This window comes from Lacinutrix sp. WUR7, from assembly GCF_016864015.1.
In the GTDB taxonomy this organism is placed as follows: domain Bacteria; phylum Bacteroidota; class Bacteroidia; order Flavobacteriales; family Flavobacteriaceae; genus Oceanihabitans.
Genome location: NZ_CP045067.1, coordinates 1584382 through 1604180, shown reverse-complemented (window position 1 = coordinate 1604180; position 19799 = coordinate 1584382). Strand labels below are relative to the sequence as shown.

The window sequence follows — 19799 nt, the reverse complement described above, 5'->3', positions numbered from 1 at the left end:
TTTTTTATTTTAAAGTGAAGGTTAATCTACCAAATACATAACGACCATTAAATCCGAATTGAGAAGTTCTACGAGAGAAGATAAATTGATCTCCATATTGAGATCCTTCAAAAGGTACTTCGTCTGGATATATATCAAATAGATTGTTAGCACCAGCGGTAATTCTTAAATTATCGAATAAGTCATAAGAAGCCGTTAAGTCGGTTACAATTTTGGCACCATATTCTACTGGTGTTGCTGTACCTCTAAAATCTGGATCATTTACAGCACCAAAGTATACATTACGAAGCATAGCACTCCATTTTTCACGTTTATAGGTATTTGTTAAATTTATTTTTGCTCTTGGCATAGCATCTTCAATATACCCTTTTAAGGTTTCGTCCAAAATCTCTTCACCAAGAATTTCTTTTACATTCTTTACTTCCACTTTTCTAAAAGTAGCAGAAAGGTTATTGGTTAATTTTGCTTCACCTAAAGACATACTATGTGCAACTACTACATCAACACCATAGGTATCTACATCAAATCCATTAGTGAAAAACTTAGCTGCTGTTGCAGCTGCAGCATCAAATATCTCTTGAGATTCTGCATCAATTGGTCCAAAACTTTTAGTTAAACCTACTCTATCTTCTACGTTTACTATATAACCATCCACGGTGAATTTTAAACCCAAATCTGGTAATTTAGCGGTAAAACCTAAACTAAAGTTTCTAGAAGTTTCTTCTTTTAATTGCTCTATACCTAAAATCTGTGCTAACCTACTATTATTTGCGAAAGTTCCTTGTTCTATTGGTATACCTCCAACAAATTGTGTTGCAGTTGCATTAAAATAAATTTGGTGTAAATCTGGCGCTCTAAACCCTGTACTTACTGCAGCTCTTAAAGCTAAATTATCAGAAAACTTATATTTAGAAGCTAACTTCCAGTTAAAGGTATCCCCAAAATCATTATAATTTTCATATCTAAAAGCGGTACTTACTAAAAATGCTTCCGTAATATCTGCTTCTAAATCCAAATAACCAGCATAACTATTTCTGTTTTGATTTACCTCATTTTCTGGTCTATATCCTGGAAAAACTTGTGCTCCACCCGGAACAACACTTCCAAAATAACTAGTTACTAAATCCCCATTTGGTGTAGCTCCTGTTACTATTTGACCATTAACATCGTAGCTAGCCCAAGAAGCCTCTTCACCTGCTATTTCTTGATAATTTTCTACTCTATACTCTGCTCCAAAAGCAACGTTAAATCCTGCAAAAGTATCTTCATAAAATTTAGAAATATCCAAGTTAGTAGTGTTTTGTGCAAAAGAAAAACCTCCTGCTTCAAATTCTCTAGGAGAAGACGTCCCTAAAGTTGCATTAACGGTATTTTCGATAGTAAAATCGAAACTATTGGTACCATAGGTATTAGAAAAGTCTACATCCCAATCGCCAATCTTACCTTTTATTCCTGCTGCAAAAGACTTATCTATAATTTTAGATGCTATATGTGGTAAAAAACCATTTGGCAATGCTTCTTGATTACCTCTTCCATCTGTATACGCAGGTCTTCTATAGAACCCAGCCCCTAAACCATCTCTAAAACTAATACCTCCAAAAGAATAAAAGGAAGAACCATTATCGTCTAATGGTAACTCCATATTCATCATGAATTTTCCTCCACGAAGTTTAGACTGTCCAACTTTCATTCTAAAATCATCACGAGATAAACCACGTTGCGCTAATTCATATTCTGAAATTGGAGCAGGATTGGATGTGTCACCACCAAAAGTGGCACCATCCGATGCAATGATATCTAAATAAGAATCTCCATTAGCAACACCTGCATCATAAACTGCTTGTAAAGTTGGATCTAAGCCAGCAACATAACTTGCTAAGGCACCAGGATTCATATTATATGCGGTATCGTAACCTAAGTTTCTAGCTGCAATATCAAACATCGTGTATATTGGTTGTCCCATAGCATCACTTCTATTGGTTGCTCCTCTATTTTCTAAAGAACCAGTAAAATTAATATAACCACCGTTTTTACCTAAATCTACACCATAGTTCGCATCAATTTGAAATTTCTCACCATCAATACCACCTTCGTCATATTGCTCAGAATGTTGACTAATATTTGCACCACTATTCACATTTAAAGTCAACTCATTAGTCGCTTTTTTTAATACAATATTAATTACACCTGCAATAGCATCCGATCCATATTGTGCAGCAGCACCATCTCGTAATACTTCTATTTTAGAAATAGCAGCAGAAGGTATAGAATTCATATCGGTACCTACTGTTCCAGTACCAACGGTACCATTCACATTAACTAAAGAAGATTTATGACGCCTTTTCCCATTAATTAAAACTAATACTTGATCAGGACCTAACCCTCTTAATGAAGCTGGATCAACGTGATCTGTTCCATCAGAAACCGTTTGTGCATTAGATGTAAATGAAGGCGCAACATAATTTAAAATTTCATTTACTGTTGTTTGTGCTCCTAACGACGCTATTTCTTTAACATCTATAACATCTATAGGTACAGGAGAATCTAAAACAGTCCTTCCTGCTCTTCTGGATCCAACTAACACAACTTCATCTAAAGCAACTCCTGAGACTAAAGTCACATTCATTACCTTTCCAGTTACAATTACTTCTTTTTCATCATAACCAACATAAGAAAACATTAATGTATCCCCATTGTTAGCTTCAATGGTGTAATTACCATCAAAATCTGTTGTGGTTCCTGTTGTAGTTCCTTTAACAATCACAGAAGCTCCTGGTATTGGACCAGAATCATCCGAAACATTTCCGGTAATTTGCTGTTGTGCAATGATTTGAGAAGCTCCAAAGAAAAGCATCATTGCCACTAGGTAGTTTTTAATCATAATTTTTGTTTTTTTATTAGTTACTACTAAATAACAACAAAAATTACTAATTATTTATATAATATTCAACTTTTAAACATAAAAAAAACATTAACCATAATAAAAATACTAAAAAATTACAAATAAACCAGTCGAAATATATTCAAACAAAAAAGCCAGAAAGGGCTACCTCTCTGGCTTTTTTTATTGTTTTAAAAAAATATTAACTTCTTTTAAAATTTAAAATTCAATCCTCCACTAATAGTTGTTCCGTTAGTACCAAATTGATTTACTTCCCAAGGATATTTAAATCTACCTCCAAGATCTGTAACTACGTCACCTCCTGTTTCTATTTCATCTGGATACACATCTAATAAGTTGGTAACAGATAAGGATGCCGAAAGACGATCACTAAATGCATAACCAAAAATCAAATCTGTAATAACTTTTCCTGCAAACGTCTGGTCTTTACTTGCATCTGTAGCATGTTGCCAAGTTACTTCTCCAAAATAAGTATTATTTAAGGCAAAGTTCCATTTGTTTAGTTCATAGTCAAAACCTAATAATACTTTTGTTTTAGGTCTAGAAGAAAGAATTCTAGCTTGTTCTTTTCTATTAAATATATCATATCCATTAGCCTCAAGTAAAGCTGGCGTATCAATCTTACCATCAATATCTGTATTATTAAAATTCGCTGCTAATGTTGCTCCCAATTTTCCACTTCCTAATTCTATATTTCTATAATTAGCAACTAAATCTACTCCTGTAGTATTAGTATTTACTGCATTAACAAAGAATTTTAAACTTGTAATAGAGTTGTCTATCAATATCTGTTCTACAGGATTGGTATCACTTGCAATGTCATCAAAACCAATTTCATTTGTAAATAATACTCTATTATCTACTTTTACATTGTAAAAATCTAGAGATAGTGATAAATTATTTACCGGTTTGAATGTGATTCCAGCAGAAATATTTTTAGAAGTTTCTGCTGTTAATTGCGGTACACCTAAACCATCTCTAATTATAGGATCTACATTATTAAAAGTCCCTTGATTAGAGATAGAACCTCCAGAAACTAGCGTTTGTACATTACTTAAATAAATTTGATGTAATGAAGGCGCTCTAAATCCTGTTCCATACGATGCTCTTATAGCTCCTTTTTCTCCTAATGAATAACGACCATTTACTTTCCAAGAGGTATTGTCTCCAAAATCACTAAAATCTTCATAACGAACAGCACCACCTATTAATAATTTTTCTGTTGGCTCCCAGTCCAAAGCTCCATAAACACCGTAATTATCTCTAGTTGCACTTACAGCATTACTAGGCTGTAATCCTGGAAAAGATTGTGCTCCTCCAGATCCTGATGGGTTATAATAAGAAGCCCACTCTCCTGCTTTAGCAGTAAAACGTTCTCCACGTACTTCCCCTCCAAAAGAAACTACAAACTTTCCAATTTCTTTGCTTAAGTCAAGATTAGCAAGTGTATTACTAAAAGTATATGCACCAACATCAAAAGAGGTTGGGCTATTTGCTCCTAAGTCTATATTTAAGGTATTACCTACCTCATAATTCACTGCATTTCTTCCATAAGTACCACTTAAATCGACTTTAAATCCTAGTAAATCCCATTTAAAACCTGCTGTCATATTATTATCTCTAACATCTGTTTCAAATGTTGGCTGAAAACCTTGATATTCTGTTCCCGCTTCATGTAATAAATTATGAGGATCTGTAACCCAGTAAGGTGTACGGTATAATGCAAAACTCTTACCTGTTCTGTATGTCAATCCACCAAACGTATAAAATTCGGCTCCTTTATTACCAATAGGCACTCCTGCATTTACAAAAACATCCATTATTTTCATTTCTGGTTGTCCAATGGTCATTCCTAAATCTGAATTTTCTGCTAACCAATCTCCAAAAGTTGCGTCATCAGCTTGCACTCCAAATAAATCGTCTTTCCCAGGAGTTCCTGCACGATTAGTTTTTTCTTGTTGGTAATAACCAAGAGTGAAATTTAAATAACTTCCCTCTTTACCTAAGCCAATAGAAGTATTTAAATCTGCTCCAAAATTAAAGCCATCTCCTTCAGTAGTTACTCCTGCTTTTGTACTAACGGTGGTAAACTCTACTCCTTTTTTTAATACCATGTTTATTACTCCCGCAATGGCATCAGAACCATATTGTGCAGAAGCTCCATCTCTTAAAACCTCTATACGTTCTATTGCTGCAGCTGGTACACTTTTTAAATCTACACCAACTTCTCCTTTACCAGGTGTATCGTTAATATACACTAAAGCACTTTGATTTTTACGTTTCCCATTCACTAACACCAAGGTTCTACTTGGACCTAATCCACGTAAATCTGCTGGATCAAAATGAGCCGTTCCATCAGAGATAGATTGCGTTGTAGAGTTAAAAGATGGCACCATATACGTTAACATCTTATCTACTGTTGGCTGCCCCGTATTCTTTAATTCTTCAACACCAATATTATCTATTGGAACTGGTGAATCTAGAATAGATCTTGGTTTTGCTCTGTTACCTACCAGGATAACTTCATCTAACGAAACTCCAGATTGTAGTACTATATTCATTACGCTACCACTAACTGTAGCCTCTTGTTCTTCATATCCAACATATGAATATATCAAAACATCACCAGTATTGGCATCAATGGTATAATTTCCATCAAAATCTGTAGTTGTACCATTGGTGGTTCCCTTTACAATAACAGAGGCTCCTGGTATTGGTCCAGAATCGTCAGAAACGCTCCCTGTTACTTGTTGTGCACTCATAAAATGTGAAGTCCCTAATAATAGAAACAGCACCATAAAGAAGTTTTTTACCATAACTTTTGATTTATATTGTTTAAACAAAAAAACAACAAAATTGTTAAATATTTAAATTTTAATCACTTTTTATGATTATATAATAATAAAAACACACTATAATCCCCGATACACACTATTAAAATTAGTTTTTACAATACCAATTAAAGTCACAATATAAATGTTAAATTTGCACTTTAAATAAAAATTTATGTACAGAAGTCATAATTGTGGTGAGTTAAATGCATCACATATAAATACAGAAGTAACTCTTGCAGGTTGGGTTCAAAAATCGAGAGATAAAGGATTTATTGTTTGGATAGATTTACGAGATAGATACGGAATAACACAATTAGTGTTTGATGAAGAGCGTACTTCTAAAACGATGCTAGAACAAGCTCAAAAATTAGGTCGTGAATTTGTAATTCAAGTCAAAGGAACTGTCATTGAGCGTGCATCTAAAAACCCTAAGATGACTACTGGAGACATTGAAATCTTAGTTTCTGAATTAAATATTTTAAACGAAGCATTAGTTCCTCCTTTCACTATTGAAGATGAAACCGATGGAGGTGAAGAATTACGTATGAAATATCGTTACTTAGATATTAGACGTAATCCAGTTAAAGACAATTTAATCTTTAGAGCAAAAGTAACACAAGAGGTAAGAAACTACTTGTCTAACGATGGTTTTATAGAGGTAGAAACGCCTTATTTAATTAAATCTACTCCAGAAGGAGCTCGTGATTTTGTTGTGCCATCCAGAATGAATGCAGGACAATTTTACGCACTTCCACAATCGCCACAAACATTCAAACAACTACTTATGGTTGGTGGAATGGATAAGTATTTTCAAATTGTAAAATGCTTTAGAGACGAAGACTTACGTGCAGACAGACAGCCAGAATTTACACAAATTGACTGTGAAATGGCTTTTATAGAGCAAGAAGATATCTTAAATGCTTTTGAAGGATTGACACGTCATTTATTAAAAGAAATAAATGGTGTTGAAGTAGAGAAATTCCCGAGAATGCTTTATGATGACGCGATGCGTTTATACGGAAACGACAAACCAGATATTCGTTTCGGAATGGAATTTGGAGAACTTAATGCCGTAACACAACACAAAGAATTTGGTGTTTTTAATAATGCAGAATTAGTTGTTGGTATTGCTGTTCCTGGCGGAAACACATATACAAGAAAAGAAATAGATAAAATAATTGATTGGGTGAAGCGTCCGCAAGTTGGTGCTTTAGGAATGATTTATTCTAGATGTAACGATGATGGTACTTTTAAATCGTCTGTAGATAAATTTTACGATCAAGAAGATTTAGAAAAATGGGCCGAAATTACAGGAGCAAAACCTGGCGACCTAGTTTGTGTATTATCTGGAGACACTAATAAAGTAAGAGCACAATTAAGTGCATTACGTATGGAGTTAGCAACACGATTAGGTTTACGTGACCCAAAAGTATTTGCACCTCTTTGGGTAATCGATTTCCCTTTATTAGAATTAGATGAAGAAACCGGACATTACCATGCCATGCATCATCCATTTACATCACCAAAACCAGGACAAATAGAATTATTAGATACCAATCCTGGAGATGTGAAAGCCAATGCCTATGATTTGGTTTTAAACGGAAACGAAATAGGTGGAGGATCGATTAGAATTCACGATAAAAAAACACAAGCAATCATGTTAAAACATTTAGGTTTTAGCGAAGAAGAAGCTAAAGCACAATTTGGCTTTTTAATGGATGCTTTTGAATATGGAGCACCACCGCATGGTGGACTTGCTTTCGGACTAGATAGATTGGTTTCTATTTTAGGCGGACAAGAAACCATTAGAGATTTTATAGCATTCCCAAAAAACAATTCTGGCCGTGACGTCATGATAGACGCTCCTGCTCCAATTGATGATGAACAGTTAACCGAGTTAAGCTTAAAACTTAATTTAAAATCATAATTTTAAAATCCTGCTTTTGCAGGATTTTTTAGTCCTATAATAATGCCAAAAAAAACCCTTTTAAAACAAATTCTTATTTGGAGAGCCAAGCATATTTCCAAACGGCAATTTGTTTACATACTTAGTATCCTTATTGGTTTTGCTTCAGGGATGGGCGCAGTGATATTAAAAAATTTAACGCATTTTATTCAACACTTATTAGAAACTAAATTAATAAAAGATTACCATCACGCATTTTACTTTTTGTTTCCAATATTAGGATTAACGCTCGTTTATTTCAGTATTAAATACATCATAAGAAACAAAGTAAGCCACGGAATTCCATCTACGCTTTATGCCATTTCCAAACGTAAAGGCATCATGAAACGCTACCAAATGTTCGGTTCTATATTAACCGCTCCTCTAACGGTAGGTTTTGGTGGTTCGGTTGGACTAGAAGGCCCAACAGTAGCAACAGGAGCAGCATTAGGCTCCAACATTTCTAGAATGTTTCACATGAATCAAACTACTAGAACTTTACTTATTGGTTGTGCTGCAGCTGGTGCCATGAGTTCTATTTTTAAAGCACCCATTGCAGCTATTATTTTTGCTATTGAAGTGTTTAGTTTAGATTTAACCATTGCTTCGATGTTGCCTTTATTATTAGCATCGCTTTCGGCTATTTTAACCTCTCGATTCTTTTTTGGAAGCGATGTATTATTACCTTTTAGCATTGAAGATAAATTCTATCTTTCTGATGCACCTTTTTATATACTTTTAGGAATCGTTGCCGCTTTTATATCCATATATTTCACCGAAGTTTACGACCGTATTCAGAAGCTTTTCGACAAACTAAACAGTCCGATTAAAAAACTGCTTGTTGGTGGTATTGGTATTGGTATTCTTGTTTATTTAATTCCGCCACTTTATGGGGAAGGCTTCGATGTTATTAATAATTTAATTGTCGGAAATCCAGAGAAAGCATTGACAAACAATCTATTTGATATGGATTTAACCAACATTTGGACGGTTGTTTTTCTTTTAATCGGGCTGATGCTTTTTAAAATTATTGCAAGCGCACTTACTTTTGGAGCTGGTGGTGTTGGTGGTATTTTTGCTCCAACCCTTTTTATGGGAAGTATTATGGGTTTTACCATGTCGAAAATTATTAATCATTGCGGATTATTTAAAACACCCATTTCCGAAAGTAATTTTACTTTAGTAGGTATGGCAGGTCTACTTGCAGGTGTTCTGCATGCACCGCTAACCGCCATTTTCTTAATAGCAGAACTCACTGGAGGCTATGAACTTTTTATACCACTGATGCTTACTGCAACTATTTCCTATAGTATTACCAAGTATTTTAAACCACATTCCGTATACAACATGGAACTTGGAAGAAAAGGCGAATTAATTACCCACGACAAAGACCACGCGGTTTTAACCTTAATGGATATTGATAAAGTTATTGAAACAAACTTCATTAAACTTAGCCCCAACATGACTTTAGAAGAAATAATCCAAAAAGCAGTCATCCAATCGAAACGTAATATTTATCCAGTTATAAACAAAGAAAGTCAAAGGTTAGAAGGCATTATTCTCTTAGATGATTTACGTCCTATCATGTTTGATCAATCCTTATATCATCATGTTATTGCATCCGATTTAATGCAGAAACCACCAGAAGTCATTAACTTAGACAAAGATAAAATGACGGATATTATGAAAAAATTTCAAGATAGTAGCGCTTGGAATTTACCGGTAAAAAAAGATGGAAAATACTACGGATTCATATCTAAATCAAAACTATTAACAGCCTATCGACGTCAGCTAATAAACCTACAAGGCGAGTCGTAACACAAGACATTTAAAAGCACAATTCTGCAAACACAACCTATTACACCCTAGTGTTTTAATACTATATTCGATTATTTTATTCGGAAAGTTCTAACTTTGTGAAATTATAACCTGTTTTACCAAAAAAAATATTGAAATTAGTATATCTTATAAGTTACTAGTAGCAAAAAAATAAGAAGCTACTAACAACAGCAAACCGGAAAAAGAAAATTTAGTCCTTTAAAAACATGCCATTAACTACCAAAAATCTATTACGCAGATTCTTAATTTGGAAATACAAGCACATTTCCGAAAGTCAGTTTGTGTATATTCTTAGTATTTTAGTTGGTTTTCTTGCAGGAATGGGTACTGTGGTTTTAAAAAATTTAACGCATTATATTCGCTTGCTTTTTGAGTTAAGCTTTTTCCGAAATAACCACCATGCCCTTTATTTTATATTCCCAATAATAGGTTTATTACTAGTTTATATCATTAAACAAATATGGTTAAAAAAACATATTGGTCATGGTATATCATCTACCTTATACGCCATATCGAAACTCAACGGAATAATTCCAAAGTATAATATTTACGCATCTTTAATCACCGCACCACTTACCGCTGGTTTTGGGGGTTCGGTAGGATTACAAGGACCTGCTGTTAGCGTAGGAGCAGCATTAGGTTCAAATGTTGCACGATTATTTAATATGAGCACAAAAACAAGACTGCTACTCATAGGTTGTGCGGCTGCAGGCGCTATGGCATCCATGTTTAAAGCTCCCATTGCAGCCATCGTTTTTGCATTAGAAATTTTTAGTCTGGATATTGCTTTTACCTCTTTAGTCCCTCTATTATTGGCTTCCGTTTCGGCGGTATTAACATCGTATATGTTTTTAGGAACCGACGTATTACTTCGTTTTGAATTAACCGATAAATTTGAAGTAAACGACATTGGTTTTTATCTAGTTTTAGGTGTCGTAACAGCATTAGCTTCAGTCTATTTTTCAAAAGTATTTTTCGCAATAACCAATTTTTTTAAACAGTTTGAAAGTCGAGCAATTAGACTATTAATAGGTGGTTTAGCCATAGGCACCATTCTTTATTTTATTCCACCACTTTATGGTGAAGGTTACGGAATAATGAATAACCTTTTAAAAGGAGATCATCTTTCTGCAATAGGAAAAACGCCTTTAGATTTAGATTTATCCAATATCTGGATCGTTATTGGTCTTTTAATAGGCATTGCCGTTTTTAAAGCTATTGCTATGACAGCAACTTTTGGAGCAGGAGGTGTAGGAGGTGTTTTTATTCCAACACTTATTATGGGAAGCGCCATAGGTAATGCATTTGCTAAAATTATCAATAATATCGGATTAGGTTTTCATGTATCCGAATCTAATTTCACCCTTATTGGAATGACTGGATTAATGGCTGGAGTGCTTCATGCGCCATTAACAGCCATTTTCTTGATTGCAGAAATCACTAGTGGTTATGAACTTTTTGTACCCTTGATGACGGTATCTGCCATTTCGTTTGCCATCACAAAATATTATGTATCCCATTCCATTTACACTTTAAAACTGGCACAACGTGGCGAATTGATGACACACGATAAAGACAAAAACGTTTTAATGGTTTTAGATATTAATAAAGTTATTGAAACCAATTTCATCCTTTTAAAACCAGAAATGAAACTGGGAGAGGTACTCAAAAATGCAGTGGCTAAATCTTCTAGAAATCATTTTCCAGTAGTAAATGATAAGCATGAATTTTTAGGCGTTATTCGCTTGGACGATATTAGACACATGATGTTCAATACAGAACTTTACGACACTGTAGATGTCGCTAGCCTCATGCATGCCGATGCTGGCATCATTAATTATGAAGAAGACAGAATGCATGTTATTATGGATAAATTCAAGTCTAGCGGCGCATGGAATTTACCAGTTATTAAAGATGGAAAATATTATGGCTATATTTCAAGATCCAAACTATTAACCGCATACAGACAGCAATTAATAAATTTCACATAGTAGTCAACCATGAAATCTACATACGAATGTAAGATTACAGGTATATGTATGCTACTTTACCCATTAAAAAAAATAAAGACACATGAAATACCTCATTCTTATTATATCTATAGCAACTCTTACAAGTATTATTTTAGGCTTTACTTTAGACGTAGATTATTCCCAAAAATTAATTGGTTTTGGCGTGTTAGGCCTTTTCTTTATTACCTTTCCTTTGTTTTCTTATCATAGATGGAAAGACAAAAAGGTAGAAGACTATATGCTAAATAAAGAAAACTTAGACAAAATGCGAAAACGAGAAGGAGATACCCGAAAATTATAATTTGAGCATTACCCTTTTCGCAAAAGCTACAAAGCGTCGCGCTATCCACTATATCTTTTCTGCGAAGCCGTCTCAAACTCAATTTGAGATCTCTTTAGACTTTAGAAAAGCTTAAAAATTTATAACTTATTATTCAAAGCTTCTTGAAAAGGATGCCGTTTCTATCGCTAATGCACGTGTCAAAAAAGTTTCGTTTTAAAGAAAAAGCAATAGAATGCTTTAATTTAAATTCCGTTTCTCAATAAAAAAACGTTTCATAATTGCAGAAGCTTCTTCCGCTAAAACACCACCTTCTATTTTTGTTTTAGGGTGCAGTTTTGTTCCCATAACACCACAACCTCGATGCGCATCTGTAGCACCATACACAATTTTTGAAATCTGACTCCAATACAAAGCACCTGCGCACATTTGACAAGGCTCTAACGTTACATATAAGGTACAGTTTTTAAGATACTTTCCTCCTAAAAAATTAGCCGCTGCTGTAATAGCCTGCATTTCGGCATGAGCAGTAACATCATTTAATAATTCTGTTAAATTATGTGCTCTTGCAATAATTCTGTCTTCTACAACAATAACAGCACCAACAGGAACCTCCCCTTTTTCTAAAGCAGCTTCCGCTTCTTGAAGTGCTTTTTTCATAAAATACGTGTCATCAAAAGGTGTAATCATAGCGGTAACTTCAAGGATTAATAATTCTTGTAAAAGTACAATTTCAAATGATATTAGTAATAGTATCATTTTCAAATATTACATTTGCAGTAGATGAACACCATGCTGGACCATATTAATTACCCAAAAGATTTACGCCTTTTAAAACAAGAGCAATTACCTGCACTTGCCAAAGAACTGCGTGCCTTTATAATTAATATCGTTGCCACTAAAGAAGGGCATTTAGGCGCAAGTCTTGGTGTTGTAGAACTAACTATTGCTTTACATTATGTTTTTAATACACCCGAAGATTTATTAGTTTGGGATGTTGGTCACCAAGCCTATGTGCATAAACTACTTACGGGTAGAAAGGCTGATTTCCATACCAACAGACAACTTGGAGGCATTTCTGGTTTTCCAAAACGAGAAGAAAGTGTATATGATACTTTTGGCGTTGGGCATTCTTCCACTTCTATTTCAGCAGCTTTAGGAATGGCTTTAGTTTCCCAATTAAAAGGAGAAGTAAACAAACAACATATTGCAGTAATTGGCGATGCTTCTATTGCAAGCGGAATGGCTTTTGAAGGACTAAACCATGCCGGAGTAACAAACGCTAACCTATTGGTTATTTTAAACGATAATGCTATTGGAATAGACCCTAGTGTTGGTGCTTTAAAACAATATTTAACCAATGTTAAAAAAGGCACACAAAAACAAGACAATATTTTTGAAGCTTTAAATTTTAATTATTCGGGGCCAATAGATGGTCATGATTTACCTGCTCTAGTTTTAGAATTGGAACGTCTTAAAGAAGTTAAAGGTCCAAAGTTCTTACATATCATAACCACAAAAGGAAAAGGTTTAAAACAAGCTGAAGAAAACCAAGTAACCTATCATGCTCCGGGAAAATTTAACGCAGCCACAGGAGATTTATATGAGAAAACCACCCAAATACAGCCTCCAAAATTTCAAGATGTTTTTGGTCATACTATTGTAGAACTTGCTAGAAAAAATGATAAAATAATTGGTATTACTCCCGCAATGCCAACTGGAAGTTCTTTAAAATACATGATGCAAGAATTCCCCGATCGCGCTTTAGATGTTGGTATTGCCGAACAGCATGCGGTAACCTTAGCAGCAGGAATGGCAACACAAGGTTATATTCCTTTTTGCAATATTTACTCTACTTTTTTACAACGTGCTTACGACCAAGTAATACACGATGTCGCTTTGCAAAAACTACCAGTAATATTTTGTTTAGATAGAGCAGGTTTAGTTGGTGAGGATGGAGCCACACATCATGGTGTTTTTGATTTAGCCTATTTAAGATGTATACCAAACCTCATCCTGTTTGCTCCAAGAAACGAAATAGAATTGCGCAATATCATGTATACAGCACAGCTTGGTTTAGATATGCCCATTGCTATTCGTTATCCAAGAGGAAGAGGAGAAATAATAGATTGGAAAAAATCTTTTACCACTATAGAAATTGGCAAAGGAGTCTGCTTAAAAGAAGGAAAAGACGTAGCTATTTTAAGTATTGGTACCACAGCAAGCAATGTAACAGATGCAATAGAGCTTGTTAACAATGGAATGAATGTTGCGCATTACGACATGCGATTTATAAAACCTCTGGATGAAACTTTATTGCACATAATATGTAATAGATATAAAAGTATTATTACTATTGAAGATGGCACTATTAAAGGTGGTTTTGGAAGTGCTATTCTAGAATTTGCAGCCAAAAACAATTATAAAAAAGATATAATCGTTTTAGGAGTTCCAGATAACTTTATAGAACAAGGAAGCACATTAGAATTACAAAACTTACTAGAATTAAACCCAGTAAGTATCGCTAAAAAAATAGAAGCGTTAAGTTAATCAGTCCGTAACGTAATACTGATCGTTTTCCACATCAGAATCCTGATTATTTGACACTTCGTTAATAACCAATAAACACGCAAAAGTCACAAAGAATATAACAATTGCTCCTAGTAGGTTTTTTTTCATGATTTAGATTTTAATATTGTTTCAAGAAACAATTTTATTAAACATCCGTACTCTTGGAACTCAAACTTAATAAAAATATCGATTAAAAGCAATTTTAATCCGTAAAATACCTTATTTTTAAGCAATCACACATTAACCGTAGGATTAATATGACTTAATAGCCAATTTATTACCTGAAAAAAATGTCACTTAAAAAGTGGCATTTTTGCATATAATAGTATCTTATAATTACTTCTTGATAACTAACTTTTCGGAATGAGAGAAATTAAATCCTTGAATTTTTAACACAGACATACTTGTAGCTAAATGATTCGCTTCAATTGTAGATTGTTGGTTTAAAGATAATTCTGTTGAAATCACTTTTCTAAAATTCATTTCAAAAATTGCTGCAACAGCCTTCCCGTAATTTTCGGATGTTTTAATATGTATTGTACCATTGGATGGATTAGGATTGATGCTAAATGCATTCTCTGTATTTTAATCAATACTTAAAGAATCTGGAGTAAACTGTCCAGAGAAAATATCACAACCACGGGTAGCAACAAATACTAGATTATCATCTCTTAAATCAAGATCTAATATGCTTACATTACTCATATCGTTATAAGCTTGTGTCCAAGTAGGAGATGCATCAGAAAAATTGGTAGTACACCAAGCACTTAACTCGGTACCAATAAGTATTTCTTCTAAAATTAAAGGGTTTTGTAAAATTGCTTTCACTGATAAATCTGGTAAGTTACCATCTTTTTGTTCCCAGTTAGTTACAGCATCACAGGGATACCAAATGTTATTTATACCATAATTATGTACAGTAATAAAAATTACATTTTCAGATTGTCCGTATTCTATATAAGATCTACTACCAACAATTACTCTATTATCTAAATGGACCTTAGTTAATAAAAACAAAAAAGGCAACTAAATAAATAGTTGCCTTTTTAAAAAAAATATTAAAATTAATTTTTAATAATCTTATTATTAGCATTAATAGATGCTCCTTTAATATTTAAAATATAAAGACCAGATTGTAATTTACTAATGTTTAATTGTACCTCATTAAACAAATCTGCTTTTTGGGTAAGTACAAGTCTACCGTTAATATCTGTTAAAGTAAGTGTTACCTTTCCAAAGCTTTTATTCGTTTTAATATTTAAAGTATTATTTGTTGGATTTGGATAAATTTTATAATCGTTTTTATCAAAATCATCTACACTTAAAGATGTACAGTTTGCTAGTGATGCAATTCCATTTCTTGGCATTGAATAATCTGCTGTTTGATCATTAATATCAAATGCTGAACCTTGATTTGCGTTTACACCTAAACCTCTAGCTGCAAAAACCTCCCAAATCAAACATTGATCCTCACCTCCATTATCTGTATCTGCCTGTAAAAGAGCATCTCTACCTTGTACAAAGCCTACACCACAAGGTTGGTTTTTTAAACCATCTATTACTAATTGCATAACTTTATTGTTTCCACCAGTACCATTATAAATATCGGTATCAAATCCATATTTATCTATATATGCCCAAGTTAAATCCCAAAGCATAGTAGCCCAAACAAATCCAATATTATGAGTTATACTATTCCAATATACTGGATCGCCATCTGCATTGTTCCCTAAAAATGTATTATCATTTGTAGCTTCATAAGTAAAATCATTAATTGCTAAATCCGTGCTATAATGTACTGGTCTAATTCCAACACCATTAACAGTTTCTCCATTAGAATAAGTAGCAATACCTCTCCCATCTGCACCTAAATCTTCAGGTTTCATAGTAAGCATTAAGGCAAACCAATCAGACCATCCTTCTCCCATTGCTTCACTATTATATAAGCAACCAGAATTACCTGCACCACCTGTTAATCTGGTTGATATACCATGACCATATTCATGTGCAACAATTACATTATCTAAACTACCATCTAATTGGTAAGTTTGGTAATCTTGTAAAGTAGCACTAATCGTTTCACCATTTTCAATAGCTGTAAAAATTGCTTCCCCATCTACATTATTAATAAAGACTGCAGGAATATTTATTGTTGTTGTTACACCTGCCATGCTTACATATTCTACATAAGCAGGATCGTTTGTAGGATTATTATGATTAAACATAATAACACCAACTGCTCCAGCATCCTGAGCTCTTTGAATTTTATCTACAAAAGCACAAGTTCCTCTACGGATTAAAGCTATTTTACCAGTAAGGTTTGTAGCTGTAGTATAATCATCACAAGAATCATTTACATCTTCAGACACTGTGTCATTATTTGTATTTGCATTGTCATCATAAGGTATAGCTAATTCTGCTGTCAAAGGTATTGCAGTCGCACCAGGTAAATTATTAGGAGCTACTGTAGATGGATTAACCGAAGCAAACTCACCAGCTAAAGAACCATTATTTAATGTAACCAACTGTTTTAAAGTTGGCTCATTCCATAAATACATTTGCATTAAAGGTTTTGAACCATCTGGTGGTGTTGCAAAATTAGCATTATTAATACCGCTTCCATCTTGACCTTCGGCATTTACATAATCGTTTCCAACACCTCCATTTCCATAATTATTATGTTGAAAATTCCCACTCACTTCATCAAAACCATATTGGTACCATACATCGTGCATAATATTGTTCATATAAAACAAATTAGTTAGTGATGCATTTTGGTTATTTATTGGTGCTTGATTTAAGTTTAAAGGATAATCAAAGTTTAAACTAGTAGAATTAGGTGAAGATCCGATACCATCGTCTCCATTAACATCTTCTTTTGCCCATACATTGTTTCCACGTGTCAACATGTATTCTGCTCCTGAGGCACCATCAATATCATGCCATCCATAAGGAGATGCAATAGCGTTTGCTGGATCACTTATTAAAGATCTACCACCATCAATTGGGCTTTCGTTTGGAATACCTACAACGTTATATTGGGAACCATCTGAAATTAAATAATTTGGTTTAAATAAGCTAAAGGTGTTTTCTTTTTCAACAACCTTAGTATTATGACTGTGATTTTCGTGATTTGCATCACCAAAATTACAGGTTAAAATCCAATTATTTTTTTCTACTATTTCACCATTCATAGCATCTATACGTACACTCCACCAATCTTTCCCATTGGTAGTATGAATACTTAAATCCCATGATAATTTTAAACTACCATCTTCTGTAGGAGTATAAACCAAACTAACAGGAATTTCAACTTTAGAAATACCACCATTAGTAAACACATAATCGTTACCGTTAGCGCTTGTTATTTCTAATCCAGAAATATTTCCTAAGTTAAAATACGTAGCTGCTTTTTCAATAGCAATTGCTGCGTTTAAACTTGGAGTAATACTGTTTATTTTACTGGAAATATTAGAAATAAAACTATTTGCGAAATAAGAAACTTTCCCGCCTTTAATAGAAATACTAGAAATTGCATTATGAATTTTCACACCTCTATATGCCTGGTTGACATAAACATGCGTAATTTTAGAGTTTTTAGAAAAATATTCATTGGTAACAAATAAATCCTGAACATCACTTTCTGTTAAGTTATAAGCATTCTTTTCGGTATTTAAAAAAGATTTAATAAGTTGCCCATTTGGCGATTCCTGTAATGCCTTTTGTGCAAACCCAATCTGGACCACAAATAGGAATACCATAACAGAGCATACTTTAAAGTAGTTATTTTTCATAGTTTTTTTAAATATAATTGATTATAATTTCTTTTTTAAGTTAACAAATATAAAGAAAGTGTTCCTATAAAAAAAAATCTTATATGTTAAAGCTTAATCCTTTAATTTTCTTATAAACCATAATGGCTTTGCTATCTGAAAGCAAGGAAACATAATTACAAATACTCAATAATCTTAAGTATAAATTATCTTCATTTAAATTAATCACTTTAGGCAATCGCTTAAGTACAAGTGTATCGTAATTAGTAGGAGTTCCATTATAATTATTATTAATGGCTTTTGTGTAAACACTCAATAAGGTATTTAAAACTTGATAGCCTGAAATCTCTTTATCTACCACTTCTATAGATTGATATACATTATCGACACTTATTTTAATGATATCGTTTATTTGCGCTTCATATTTACTTTTATCTAACAAAGCGATTTTAAATTCATCATTCAGTATCGCTTCTTCATTGGCAATAAAAATAGCAACAGCTTCATTAATAAGTGTATTAATAGCCAATGCTCTTAAATAGCTAATTCGATCTTGCGTATTACTTAATTGGTGGTACTTTTTGGTGTTTATGGTTTCTCTAACTAGATTAATTAAATACTCTAAAGCGTACTCCTCTTGAATAAGCCCTAAATTAATTCCGTCTTCAAAATCAATAATAGTGTAACAAATATCATCTGCAGCTTCTACAAGAAAAGCTAAAGGATGACGCGAAAAACTAACATCTGTTTTACTTCTACTAATTAAACCAAGCTCATTTGCTACATCTAAAAAGGCTTCTTTTTCACTTTGAAAAAAGCCGTATTTTTTATCTGCAATATGTTTTGTTGGTTTTTTAGGCAAAGATTCTTTTGGGTATTTCATAAAAGCACCAAGGGTTGCATAACTTAAACGCAAACCACCTTGTCGTCCTTCTCTATTTTCTGTAACTATTTTAAAACCGTTTGCATTACCTTCAAAATCACATAAATCTTGATATTCTTTTGCGGTAAGGCTTTCTTTATACTGTTTCCCTGCTCCTGTTTTAAAAAACTCCCCAATAGCCTTCTCTCCCGAATGTCCAAAAGGCGGATTTCCAATATCATGTGCTAATGCTGCAGAGGCTACTATGGCTCCAAAATCATTTGCTTGGTATCCGTGAATATTTTGTAAGTGCGGATATTTCTCTAGTAATTTTCTTCCTACTTGTCTTCCTAAGGATCTTGCAACAACACTAACTTCTAAACTATGTGTTAAGCGCGTGTGAACAAAATCGGTTTGCGAAAGCGGTATTACTTGTGTTTTATCTTGAAGGCTTCTAAATTCTGAAGAAAAGATTATACGATCGTAATCTACCTCAAAACCCAAACGGGTTTCGTCTTGTTCCTTTCTTAATCTTTTGTTGGTATCGCCAAAGCGCTTTAAAGAGAGTAGTTGTTCCCAGTTCATCATATCAATTTTATCTTTTGCAAGATACATTTTTAGTGTTAAGAAATTATTTCCAAATAAAAATAATATGTAAATCTCATAACATTAAGCTAACGGTTTTATTACGCTTCTTTAACCTGTAGTTAACACCAACTTTACACAGTTGGAGTTTCTTTGCTAAAAAATATTTAACTCAAAAAATTACAATTTAAAACAA

Annotated in this window: 12 protein-coding genes; 5 read left to right on the top strand and 7 right to left on the bottom strand. The window is 33.4% G+C overall.

What is annotated here, in order from left to right:
• Positions 1–4: 4 nt before the first annotated feature.
• Both FG167_RS07065 and FG167_RS07060 read right to left on the bottom strand, forming a co-directional pair.
• On the bottom strand, positions 5–2881 hold the full coding sequence (locus FG167_RS07065) for a TonB-dependent receptor domain-containing protein (protein ID WP_203460718.1): 2877 nt from the start codon (positions 2879–2881) through the stop codon (positions 5–7).
• Positions 2882–3093: 212 nt separating this feature from the next.
• On the bottom strand, positions 3094–5700 hold the full coding sequence (locus FG167_RS07060) for a TonB-dependent receptor (protein ID WP_239004458.1): 2607 nt from the start codon (positions 5698–5700) through the stop codon (positions 3094–3096).
• A 208-nt stretch (positions 5701–5908) separates the two neighbouring features.
• On the opposite strand from FG167_RS07060, the gene aspS reads away from it, so the two are divergent.
• The 4 genes from aspS (at position 5909) to FG167_RS07040 (ending at position 11833) form a co-directional block, all read left to right on the top strand.
• Positions 5909–7663, top strand: a complete 1755-nt coding sequence (gene aspS, locus FG167_RS07055) for an aspartate--tRNA ligase (RefSeq protein ID WP_203460716.1) — start codon at positions 5909–5911, stop codon at positions 7661–7663.
• Positions 7664–7705: 42 nt separating this feature from the next.
• Entirely contained in the window at positions 7706–9499 is a 1794-nt protein-coding gene (locus tag FG167_RS07050; protein ID WP_203460715.1) for a chloride channel protein, read from the top strand.
• A 227-nt stretch (positions 9500–9726) separates the two neighbouring features.
• The gene (locus FG167_RS07045) at positions 9727–11511 is read left to right on the top strand and encodes a chloride channel protein (protein WP_203460714.1); all 1785 of its coding nucleotides are present in this window, start codon (positions 9727–9729) and stop codon (positions 11509–11511) included.
• An 82-nt stretch (positions 11512–11593) separates the two neighbouring features.
• Positions 11594–11833, top strand: coding sequence for a hypothetical protein (locus FG167_RS07040; RefSeq protein ID WP_203460713.1), 240 nt, complete (start codon positions 11594–11596; stop codon positions 11831–11833).
• Positions 11834–12052: 219 nt separating this feature from the next.
• Here FG167_RS07040 and FG167_RS07035 read toward each other — a convergent pair whose 3' ends face one another.
• Positions 12053–12502 carry a nucleoside deaminase gene (locus FG167_RS07035; protein ID WP_203461074.1) on the bottom strand — a complete coding sequence of 150 codons (450 nt, stop codon included), beginning with the start codon at positions 12500–12502 and terminating at the stop codon, positions 12053–12055.
• A gap of 93 nt (positions 12503–12595) precedes the next feature.
• On the opposite strand from FG167_RS07035, the gene dxs reads away from it, so the two are divergent.
• Positions 12596–14362, top strand: a complete 1767-nt coding sequence (gene dxs, locus FG167_RS07030; RefSeq protein WP_203460712.1) for a 1-deoxy-D-xylulose-5-phosphate synthase — start codon at positions 12596–12598, stop codon at positions 14360–14362.
• A 357-nt stretch (positions 14363–14719) separates the two neighbouring features.
• Here the strand turns inward: dxs and FG167_RS07025 are convergent, their stop codons facing one another.
• From FG167_RS07025 to FG167_RS07010, 4 genes are all read right to left on the bottom strand, one after another.
• Positions 14720–14947 carry a T9SS type A sorting domain-containing protein gene (locus tag FG167_RS07025; protein ID WP_255564255.1) on the bottom strand — a complete coding sequence of 76 codons (228 nt, stop codon included), beginning with the start codon at positions 14945–14947 and terminating at the stop codon, positions 14720–14722.
• 21 nt (positions 14948–14968) lie between these two features.
• A complete protein-coding gene (locus tag FG167_RS07020) occupies positions 14969–15400 on the bottom strand; it encodes a hypothetical protein (protein WP_203460710.1) in 432 nt (143 codons plus the stop codon).
• Between the two features lie 47 nt (positions 15401–15447).
• The gene (locus FG167_RS07015; protein ID WP_203460709.1) at positions 15448–18177 is read right to left on the bottom strand and encodes a T9SS-dependent M36 family metallopeptidase; all 2730 of its coding nucleotides are present in this window, start codon (positions 18175–18177) and stop codon (positions 15448–15450) included.
• 79 nt (positions 18178–18256) lie between these two features.
• Complete coding sequence (locus FG167_RS07010; protein WP_203461073.1) at positions 18257–19603, bottom strand: deoxyguanosinetriphosphate triphosphohydrolase; 1347 nt, start codon at positions 19601–19603, stop codon at positions 18257–18259.
• Positions 19604–19799 lie beyond the last annotated feature (196 nt).